The organism is Shewanella sp. SW32, assembly GCF_025653365.1.
Taxonomy (GTDB): domain Bacteria; phylum Pseudomonadota; class Gammaproteobacteria; order Enterobacterales; family Shewanellaceae; genus Shewanella; species Shewanella oncorhynchi.
In genome coordinates this window covers 161,565-171,048 of sequence record NZ_JAKKSJ010000009.1, presented here as the reverse complement: position 1 = coordinate 171,048, position 9,484 = coordinate 161,565, and the positions used below count along the sequence as shown (strand labels likewise).

The following is a 9,484-nucleotide window of genomic DNA, read 5'->3' as shown; positions in this document are numbered from 1 at the left end:
TTTCTTCCTCTGGTGTTAAGTTTTCTTCATCGTTTGCATTGGCTGCAGCTGCACCCATTTGGTTGATACCGTTTACTTTAGCCATCAGTTAGCCCACCGTTTTAGTTAAGTCGTCTAGCGTAGTGGGTTGCCACGGTTGGTATTCCCCTGCTTTTGGAATACTAGCCATAGGAGACAAGTTAACCTTACCCATAAGCCCGCCGATATTTAAATCGGTTTTATTCCCATCACCATCAACTCCCCAGTAAGTCATACGCTTACGAGCTTCCTCAGCTTCTTTTTCCGCTGCACGGCCCTGCATTGCACCGCCGATTAACTGTGTTCCAGCATTAATACCTGCTGACCACATCATGCCTTCGCCAGCACTCATTCCTCCAAGCAGCCCACCCGTTGTCGGCGCTACTGCTGGCGTTGTTGCTGCTAAGTCAGCGACAGATGCTAGTTCAGATGCGCCACCAATACCGCCAACCGCACCTGCACCACCAACCGCACTTCCTGTGACTCCAGCAGTTCCAGCGCCTACACCAGTAGCATTGATTAAGGCTGTTGGAACGGTCCCATTAGCTGCACCAGTAGCGGCGGTGCCTAACTGCGCCATCGTCATTCCAGTTGTCGAAGCTGTTGAACCTGCTGGCACCATGGTTGATAGCAAAGTTTTACGAGGCCAGTGACGAACCTGCGGCGGCAACATTGCCAGAGGCTAACGCGGTTCCAGCCCCAGTGACCCCTGACCAAGCGGAAGCTATCCCCCCTGCAGCCGTCCCGCCTGCGCTCATGGCCCCAATCAGGGCCGCACCTCCAAAGTAAATGATTGCAGCTATTGCGACCACTTTCACAATGGGTTTAATAACTTTCCATACCTTTTTGGCAATACTTTTTACACCTTTCCAAACCTTTTTAAAGGCTTTGCCGACAGCACTCATACTGCCTCCTATCAAATAATTTGATTGATTAAAGGATGCGATTGTAAAAACCGCCAACTAATGTGAACCCGTGCTTTTCGTATAACTGACCTATGCGTCCGTCAGCATCAAGACCGCTGCTAACACCAAGTAAAACGCTTTTTACTTTTGGAAAGGTTTTAGCCCAGCGAATGAAGCGACGCAGTAACCACACGGCTTGATCTGCATGTTCTGGCAGTACGCAAAAGGTTAAGTCAGTTGCGTAGCAGTCTTTGCTAAACCAGTGTTCCTCTTGCATTGCCAGCAAAAAACCCACTACCTCGCCATTGACTACAGCAACAAATGCCTCCATGCCTCGATCTGCAATACAGCGACGCACCATATAGCTAGCTTTGGTATCGTCCATTTCAACGGGGTAACTAGGCGCTTTTGCGAGAGTTTGCCTACCTATTTCAAGTATCCGCTTTAGGTCTGCGTGAGTAGCTGTTCTAATCATGGCTTACCTACCTTTGCTGTTGACGCAAGCCTACATCACCACCGATATAGCCAGCGCCTGGGTAAGTACCCGTCTTAGCTTGAGGGTTAACGGTTCCGGTGCCGCCACCTGATCCACCTGTCGAACCAGTGCTACCTGAACTAGGTGGCGGTGTAACTAAAGGCGGTGGTGTTGCAGTCGGTGGTAATTGGCCGTCACTGGCGCCATAAATCACTGCCAGCATATTTGCTTGGCTTTGTAGCGAACCCATGATGTTAGTGATGGCGGCCTTTTGCTGTTCAGCTGTCATGTTTGGGTTTGACATTGCCATGCCAATGGCTTGCATAGCCGCATTAACGGCTTGCCCCTGTGCATTGCCATACTCCATTTTTGCTTGTTGACTAAAGCCACGCACTTGCATTTCCATTTGCGAGCCAATTTGAGCGGTAAGCTCTTTCCAGCGCTGGTCGTTTTGCAGATCATTAAGTTGCACTTGATAATTTTGCAGAATCGCATCGCGGTCTGTTTGGATTTGCGCGCTACGTTCCATCTGTGCAAGTTGCAATGACTGTTGTTTATCGAGCGTGCCAAGCTGCTGCTTGTACTTTAAATCTTCAAGCTGAGTCTGGAACTCACGGTTAACATTGTTCTCACCAGTCTGCCAAGACTGCTGCGCATTCAACTCTTGTAAGCGCTGTTTCCCTTGAGCGTCGAGCGTGCCAAGTGATTGCTTGTATTTAAGGTCCTCAAGCTCTGCTTGGAATTGGCGATCAGTGTTTTTCTCACCAGTCTGCCAATCCATTTGATTATTTTGCAGTTGGTTATTGATAGCACCCTGCTTATCAGCCATTGATGCGTCTTGCTGGTTTTTAAGATTGGTTTGGTCAAGCTGTGCCTGTGTTTGCCACTGTTGGCTTTGTGCTTGRTTATAGGTTTGCGCGTCTTGCTGGGCGATAGGCAGTGCCTTGTCAATCATCGACGATAAGGCGACTTCGTTACCGATTGAACTAGACTGCAATCCACGAGCCGCATTGTAGCCCTGTGCCTGCGCTTGGGCCTTGCGCATAATCTCGCTATTCGGGTCAAGTAAGCCGGTAATTTGGTTCTGTACTAATGACTCATTGCGCGGRTCATACTGGTACTGCTTATCGCTGGTTACGCCATTTGTGCCCACGTTTTGATATTCTTTTGCGGTAAACGTGTTGTCCTTAATATTAGCCTTAGGCGCATTAGCCACAGCATCACCAGTTACAGACTGATACTGTGATGGAACATAGTTATTCTGCACCGCAGGTGGCGAGGCAACTTGATATTGAGCGTTTGCATCATTGGCGGGTGACGCTGGCGTAGCAGGACTCGTTGTTTGGTTGGCCGTTGGTTTTGGTGTTCCCCATGCAGAACCTTCCTTACCACCCGTTTGCGGAGCGCCAGGCATTGGCGGCACAGGATTTGGTGCATCAGATACAGCATTCGCATTTTTAGGACCAATATTATAAATGGGCTCAGTACCGTTCTTGCTATAACGCTGCGCTTTACCGAGTAAACCAAAACCTTCTTGATCAACATTACCCGTCATTGTGGCTTGCTGTCCTTGGTACTGCGTTCCAGTATCCGCTTGCTTATTTACTGGTGGTGTTTGATTAACAGGATAAATGCTTTTGTTAGTTGGTTTTTCAGGCGCAGGCAGTTGGCCTACAGGCTGAATAGTCTGCACTGGCTTTATTTGTTGCATGGCAAATGAACCTCGAATTAATGAGATTTGTTATCAGATAAGTGAGCTGAACGGATTTGAGCGAGAAAGGTGTGCTTACTGGCACTATGGGGAAATAATAAGCGTTTTATGCGCTATTGCAATCGGTTTAGCTTTTCTTGACTAGCCCTCAATGAATACCCAGTTTGCGGCGCGGTAATCTTTAATAATCGCGCTATTCATTAGAACCGGAACATCCATTGAGTTAACAAAGAGCTGTGAACCAGCCTGCGATTTAATCATGGGTAATTTAAGCAATTCAACCGGTAGATTTTGGTCAATCAGCCCATGTTCATTTAATGCCGTTGCATTAATTTGGATATCGCGGATAACGGCCCGTAAGCAGTACAGCAAGTTCCCAACATAGCCACTGACTGCGCCGATCAAGAACTGCGCGGTAATCTCTGTACGCATAGCACTAGCTCGTACATCGATGCTGTGCGTTAGATATTCCTCTGCACCAAGCGGTTTGCAGCGTAATCTCAATGTGTCAAATTTACCAGTTGAATGAGCATCAATCACATCAATAATCCAGTGCCCAGCTTGCAAAGGGAAAGGTGCCGTCGAAATGTACTCTGTTCTACCGTATGCCACGCGCACTGCCGTGTAACGGCTCCCTGTAAAACTTAAGGCAAACGCACCAGCATTAGGATCTTGGTTTTGACTGAATAGCGCTATTTCAGGCTTATCAAAATCAATTTCATCAAGATAAAATGCAATACTATTGTCTTTACCAAGAGTGAACATATTCGTTCTTCTTGTCTCTATTGCGCTCTGGTAACCACTGAGTTTATAGCCGAAACTACCAACAACAGGAGGGATTTCCGGCTGCACTGGCTGTGGCGGGTTATAGCCAGTATCAATATAGCGATAAAGCAGCTGCAAATGGTAATCTACAGCCATATCTGCTTCTTTTATAAATACTGCATCGGCTACAACTGGTGTTGCATATTCGATTGAGTATCGATCACGCTGCATCCGGTAATAAATAGCCCCTGAGCGCATATAAAACAGCATTACATCACTACGTGGATTTGAAGTGTCCCAACGAATATCGAATGTAGCAAATGGATAATTACCCACTCCGAACTCAGTAATAATATTTTGAACAAGCACAGGGTCAAACCAGAATAGTTTTAACTCATTACTGTTAGTTTCATAAAATACCATCGGCCGACCAAGTTGGTCGAAAGTAGCAGATAATCTTTTAATATTAGTCACTGAAAATACTACTGAGCCAAGCTCAAAATCATTGCCATTATATTTACTAGCTGTCACTTCGCTGCCGTTGAATTCAAATAACCACCATGCTGCTTTAATGTTACCGCCACTGGTATTTAATTGTTCAGGACCTAATTCAAGCTTAAAAGGATTGTCTGAGGAGTACTGAGGTTTAGCTATACCGTAAGTCGCATACTCTTTTAGCTGTGTATCATCACTCCATCCAGTTTCAGGAATCATATGTAATTACTCCACCTTAGGCTCTCTTAATTTTACACGCAAATTTAAATGTATAGCCCACGGTATTATTCTTTGGTAACGATGGCGTAAATACTACTGCTATATTGCAGAAGTTATCTGAGTTACGAAAAAACACAGCTTTTATTGGGGCTGTTGAAGGTAACTGAGTACTTGTTGGGATAGTAGCTGAAAATGTTTCTGTGTACTCTCCAACTACAGTTCTGTTACTTGCGTAAGTTGCTGTAAGATTTACTCTGTTACCTAAAGTAGTATCTAATCTCTGTGTTACTCCATTAGCAGGTATATTTATAGTGTCATTTAGTGACACTCCGCCACCTGTAGCATTTAAGTAAGGATAATTACTGGGGCTGATTCTGGATGTTATTGTAGCGTATGCTTCTGGGTAAGCTACAATCGTTTGAGCTGAGTAATCTACACCATTTATAGTTAGTATTTGTGGAGCTGGTCTAGTTTCAATCTCTACAAATAAAGTATACTCTACACTTAATTGATCCCCCGCAGTTAAAGGAATGGTTGTTGGGTCACCGCTTAAATCTTTAACTAAGGTTCTAACTAATATACGTGCTGTACTGACGCTAGTGTCATAGATAGCAACTTCTGAGATATTGCCTACAATAGCGCCAGCTGTGAAAGAGTAGGTATTCTTTCTTCCAACTGTTGCTAAGGTGCCGACCCAAGTAGTAGCAACTGCCGCACTTGTTCCTATAGCAGACACTGAGCCTACTTGGTTAACTAGTGCTGTATCTGTGACATCTGGCGCTGTAGTTCCAGTGCCTACCGCACATATACCAAAGTTGTTAGCTTGTGAATTGTTAAATGCGTTATTAAGAATAAGATTATCAAACTCATTTGATTCTGTTTTACTTCCATTTGCATGCGTAATTACAAACTTAAATTTACCATATAACTTAGCGGCTATATTTAATTCGCTCATAATGTTATTACCTGTATTGAATGAGAACAAGAAGCTGTATCGCTTAAAGCAAATGACACGGCCATATAAGATATTACAGCTAGATCATGACTCACAGAGGCTGTATCGCTTAGAATAAATTTAATTGCTCCTGTAGTTATGACTTGTGTAGAATAAGTCATAGATGCAGTATCACTGTCTTTAGGGTCTAATGGATAAGATACATCTATCTCCATTCTATAGCTCATTGCAGCTACATCTGATAAATCAAATACTTTACCTGTTATGGTTTCTACATAAGCCACATGATACATAACTGCTGTATCGTCAAATATATTGATTGGGTTGTATAGCGTCGTTCTTAAAACCCAATCCCTGTAATAAACCCGCTCCCGTCTTGATTGTGCTGCGCCTGCCAGTACAGCAAACAATGCTTGTGCTTGGGTTAGCTTGGTGGGCTCTGCCATTACAGCACCACATCGCTCGGGTAAATGTCGCCAACCATTAGCCACACGGTTTCATTTAAGCTGATTAGCGCAATAGCCGAGTTTTGACCGTAGGCCCGAAGCGTTCCGCTCGATAGAATCGTTACGCCTTGAGCAGTGTCAGGCACTAGCCAAAGCTCAGCCTCAGTACTGGCAGCAAAAAAGATAATGCTACCAGTCGCAACAACCGGATCCCCGTTCACCGTTCTAATGCTTCTCCCTACAGTCACTAACACTTTGCTTTGTGCTTCTGTTGGGCTTTCAGGCATGACGTAGTTGCAGGTGATAAACTGGTTGTGACTATCACCATTCACGCTCATTGCATTGGTTGAGTTTGTGATGAAGGTAAGTTCATGACTGGCATTCAGGATTAATTGCGCTGCTGGCAACAGGTCCATGTTGCCTTGCTTGTTGATATACAACAGCGTGTCGGTATATGACTGATTTGCTATCTCAGTATTACCGACAAAGTTAGGCGGTAACTTAACTACAAAGCCATTGATCTGCGCGGTAATCGCCTGCAAGCTTGCCGATATCCCACCCATTTTAGTGTTCATCGGTGTAGCGCGAATCGTTGTGCCATTAACGAATGGACTGGTATCTTGCCAATAGCTTAATTGAGTCATGGTGATCCTTAGCGCCTGCGGCTAACGGGCTTACTGTGCAAGTACAGGTTTGAAATGATGTGCGGTGGTAACTGCTTTGAAGTGTTGCTTAGGTGCAGGGCAATATTGCGCGATACGCCAGCGATATACATATCGGCCCAGTTAGTTGTGCCACTGCCCCACGTTGCGTTATCCCATTCTGATAAATCCCACTTACTGCCAGAGTCGATAATAAGCTCACTATCTGGCGTGTCAGGGCTCATAAAATCAAAGTAAGCGATAGTGTGCATCAATACTTCGGTAACGCTGTCGCACTCAATCACCAGCTTGTGCCATTTCTTGCGGGTTTCAGGGCTACCAAAGTGCATAAATCCTGTGAGCAGATAACTCTCATACTCTGCGCCGTCAAAGCTGTAGCCACGGTCTAGCTGATAGATAAAGCCGTTTTCAGCGCCAACAAATACCGACTCAATGCCGCTCAAATCCTCTCCACTAAAGGCGCAGCGGATCGGCATTTGATAATTAACTTGGGTAAATTGCGGCGTTCCGTCTGGCGCTAGTGTGATAAACAAGGCGCTACCATCGGTGAAAAATAATCGATATTGGTTTTTGGTTTTAATTGTGACGCTGCACATATCGCGGCCAGCGTATTGATCAAGCAACGGCTGCACCTTTTGGCTGATGCTTGCCTGAGCAAAGTCACCAAACTGCTGCACCCGCGCCAACATTGTTAAGCCGCGGTCATCTAAAAACAGGGTATCGCTTAAGCTCTGTGCGGTTGCTGTGCGCATGCCAACCTTAGTGCTCAAGCTCTTAAGCTGAAAATCTTCTTTGCCTGTGCCGTACAGCATGTAAACACGGTTGCGACAACCAATTGCGCAAGTGTTATCTGCCTGCACCTGCATTTCTGTGATTTCATCGGCCACAGCGATTTCACCGCCACCATCCACAGAACTGAACTTAGTTGGGTCACCAATAGCACTAAACACAAACGAGCCGCCACGATAACCGAGTAATAATACTTGGCTTGGTAAAACCTCGAGCACGGTTGGTGCATCCGGTGTGATTGGGCCAGTTATTTGGGTAAAGGTACTACCGTTAAAGCGGAACGCCTTGTTTTTGCCATCAACGCCGATAATCTCAAGTGTGCCAGCGCTGCCAGTAAAGTTAGTTTGCCGCGTAAATAGTCTGCCATTGGGCGCAAGCACTGGCGTTGTGACCTCTACCCAACCGGCTACCGTGGCGCGGTAAAGTTTTGCTGCAGTACCGTCGGCGATATTGCGCATCGCATAAACGATTCCTGCAAACATAAACACGCCAATAATCGGACCAGTGCCAGGCACTGCTTGAATAGCAGCCCTACGCGCTTCAACTTCAATATCTAACGCGGCTAATGCTTCGTCGTCAGTATCAAATGGGAAGCCGGATAAATCGGGGATCCGCACAGCAGAGGGCGACGGTCTGCCGTCGAAACGCTCATACCCTGTCACGCGCTGATAACGACCGGAAGTATTCACCTCGTAGTTAACCAGCTCGCGGCATTCACCTGGCTTCATATCGCTGTCGCTATCGGCAAGATTTAAGCCGCCACGCAATGACAGTGCTGCAGGGGTAAACGACATTAGTACGGCCCCCGCGCAAAGCCCATCTTAGGAAGGTAATCTCGGCAAAGCTCACTTAGCTTTTGCTCATACTCAAGCGATGCCAACTGAATCAAGTTTTGATCTTCTTCGAACTTGCCATAATAAATCAGTGCTTTTTGCACTATGCAATCATGGTATGCAGCGGGGATTGCCGACACATTACTATCGCCACTTAACGCGACGGGCATTTTGAAGTAGTCGGTGCGCGTGCTGTAGGCACTATCAGGCACAGGGTAAAACATAAAGCTGCCGTCTGGCGCAATGGTGACCACTTGCGGCAGTCCCTGCCCCGTTCCTTGTGGTTCGTATCTGTTAACCCATTCATCCCAATCCACAATACGCATTGGCTGATCATTCACCCAAAAGCGGCTTAAATCCTTTAAATCGCTTAATGACAGATCAATAGCTGTGTAGCTTTGCTGACCAAGCACTAAAGCTGATTGCGTGCGACGCCATAGGAATTTCCAATCGGTTTTCAAGCGCTGAATATCAAGGTCTGCATCACGCACCCAGCCGACAATTTTAGCCAGCACGCCTATCTGATTGATTGTTGACGCTGGACCAGTTCCAGAAACGCCGGATTCCTCGCGCACGCACACGCATAGCTCTAGGTAAGTCATAGCGCCGCCTTATGCGTAGTGCTTTTGGATCACACTGAAAGGCCAGCGCTTAACTTGGGTTTCTTTAAGCGATTTCATTTTGGTAGCAGCATCGGTCACTGTTTTAAAGCGTTTTTCAATCGCGTTATTGAGCACTTCATAAACACCCGCGCTGACTTTTACATCTATACCTTTTTGCACTTGGTGCATCACGCCGTTAACGCCGACTTGCACAAAGTTATCAACTTCTGTTTCTTCATCACCACTATCATCATGGATATTTAGAGTGACAGCGACCAGCTCTTTACCTTTAGGTGTTGAATCAAGTACTTCGTCAGTGAGTTCTAATTCTTCCAAGTCACTGTCAAGATCTGCATCTAAATCATCTTGATCAGCGTCAGTTTCATTATTGACAGTGTCATTTGCAGCTGCAGTCGCTGCGGCCTGAGCTTTAGGTTTGTCAGCAGGAAATAAAGAAGCATCAGCCTTTTTCATTTCCGCAATCACTTCTTGGCGCTCTTTGCCAGATAGGTCTAGACCAAGGGTTTCAGCTGCATACTTAATTAACTTATCAGTGCTGTCTTTGCTGGTAAATTTCATGGTTTCATGCTCCAACTATAGGAATAAAAA

At 45.9% G+C, this 9,484-nt stretch carries 11 protein-coding genes; all 11 read right to left on the bottom strand.

Annotated elements, in window-relative coordinates; all coding sequences use genetic code 11:
* Positions 1–88 precede the first annotated feature (88 nt).
* The 11 genes from L5M28_RS07540 to L5M28_RS07490 all read right to left on the bottom strand — a co-directional run bounded on the left by L5M28_RS07540 (position 89) and on the right by L5M28_RS07490 (position 9,454).
* Complete coding sequence (locus L5M28_RS07540) at positions 89–598, bottom strand: hypothetical protein (protein WP_263202965.1); 510 nt, start codon at positions 596–598, stop codon at positions 89–91.
* A gap of 58 nt (positions 599–656) precedes the next feature.
* A complete protein-coding gene (locus tag L5M28_RS07535) occupies positions 657–923 on the bottom strand; it encodes a hypothetical protein (RefSeq protein ID WP_263202964.1) in 267 nt (88 codons plus the stop codon).
* 28 nt (positions 924–951) lie between these two features.
* Entirely contained in the window at positions 952–1,398 is a 447-nt protein-coding gene (locus L5M28_RS07530; protein ID WP_263202963.1) for a GNAT family N-acetyltransferase, read from the bottom strand.
* 7 nt (positions 1,399–1,405) lie between these two features.
* Positions 1,406–3,109 carry a hypothetical protein gene (locus L5M28_RS07525; RefSeq protein WP_263202961.1) on the bottom strand — a complete coding sequence of 568 codons (1,704 nt, stop codon included), beginning with the start codon at positions 3,107–3,109 and terminating at the stop codon, positions 1,406–1,408.
* A gap of 141 nt (positions 3,110–3,250) precedes the next feature.
* Positions 3,251–4,588: a hypothetical protein gene (locus L5M28_RS07520; RefSeq protein ID WP_263202960.1), complete on the bottom strand. Its 1,338-nt coding sequence runs from the start codon at positions 4,586–4,588 to the stop codon at positions 3,251–3,253.
* Positions 4,589–4,604: 16 nt separating this feature from the next.
* Complete coding sequence (locus L5M28_RS07515; protein WP_263202959.1) at positions 4,605–5,543, bottom strand: hypothetical protein; 939 nt, start codon at positions 5,541–5,543, stop codon at positions 4,605–4,607.
* Entirely contained in the window at positions 5,540–5,989 is a 450-nt protein-coding gene (locus tag L5M28_RS07510) for a hypothetical protein (RefSeq protein ID WP_263202958.1), read from the bottom strand. Before L5M28_RS07510 ends, L5M28_RS07515 begins: the two co-directional genes overlap by 4 nt.
* On the bottom strand, positions 5,989–6,633 hold the full coding sequence (locus L5M28_RS07505; protein WP_263202956.1) for a hypothetical protein: 645 nt from the start codon (positions 6,631–6,633) through the stop codon (positions 5,989–5,991). The genes L5M28_RS07510 and L5M28_RS07505 overlap by 1 nt, the downstream gene beginning before the upstream one ends.
* A gap of 8 nt (positions 6,634–6,641) precedes the next feature.
* Positions 6,642–8,234 (bottom strand): hypothetical protein, encoded by a 1,593-nt coding sequence (locus tag L5M28_RS07500; RefSeq protein WP_263202954.1) that lies wholly within the window; start codon positions 8,232–8,234, stop codon positions 6,642–6,644.
* Positions 8,234–8,875: a hypothetical protein gene (locus L5M28_RS07495; protein ID WP_263202953.1), complete on the bottom strand. Its 642-nt coding sequence runs from the start codon at positions 8,873–8,875 to the stop codon at positions 8,234–8,236. Before L5M28_RS07495 ends, L5M28_RS07500 begins: the two co-directional genes overlap by 1 nt.
* Before the next feature lie 9 nt (positions 8,876–8,884).
* Positions 8,885–9,454, bottom strand: coding sequence for a hypothetical protein (locus L5M28_RS07490; RefSeq protein ID WP_263202951.1), 570 nt, complete (start codon positions 9,452–9,454; stop codon positions 8,885–8,887).
* Positions 9,455–9,484 lie beyond the last annotated feature (30 nt).

What these genes read in the sequence shown, in the direction of transcription:
- L5M28_RS07540 (WP_263202965.1), bottom strand. Translation starts at nt 598, where the DNA reads ATGGCGCAGTTAGGCACCGCCGCTACTGGTGCAGCTAATGGGACCGTT.
- L5M28_RS07535 (WP_263202964.1), bottom strand. Translation starts at nt 923, where the DNA reads ATGAGTGCTGTCGGCAAAGCCTTTAAAAAGGTTTGGAAAGGTGTAAAA.
- L5M28_RS07530 (WP_263202963.1), bottom strand. Translation starts at nt 1,398, where the DNA reads ATGATTAGAACAGCTACTCACGCAGACCTAAAGCGGATACTTGAAATA.
- L5M28_RS07520 (WP_263202960.1), bottom strand. Translation starts at nt 4,588, where the DNA reads ATGATTCCTGAAACTGGATGGAGTGATGATACACAGCTAAAAGAGTAT.
- L5M28_RS07515 (WP_263202959.1), bottom strand. Translation starts at nt 5,543, where the DNA reads ATGAGCGAATTAAATATAGCCGCTAAGTTATATGGTAAATTTAAGTTT.
- L5M28_RS07510 (WP_263202958.1), bottom strand. Translation starts at nt 5,989, where the DNA reads ATGGCAGAGCCCACCAAGCTAACCCAAGCACAAGCATTGTTTGCTGTA.
- L5M28_RS07505 (WP_263202956.1), bottom strand. Translation starts at nt 6,633, where the DNA reads ATGACTCAATTAAGCTATTGGCAAGATACCAGTCCATTCGTTAATGGC.
- L5M28_RS07500 (WP_263202954.1), bottom strand. Translation starts at nt 8,234, where the DNA reads ATGTCGTTTACCCCTGCAGCACTGTCATTGCGTGGCGGCTTAAATCTT.
- L5M28_RS07495 (WP_263202953.1), bottom strand. Translation starts at nt 8,875, where the DNA reads ATGACTTACCTAGAGCTATGCGTGTGCGTGCGCGAGGAATCCGGCGTT.
- L5M28_RS07490 (WP_263202951.1), bottom strand. Translation starts at nt 9,454, where the DNA reads ATGAAATTTACCAGCAAAGACAGCACTGATAAGTTAATTAAGTATGCA.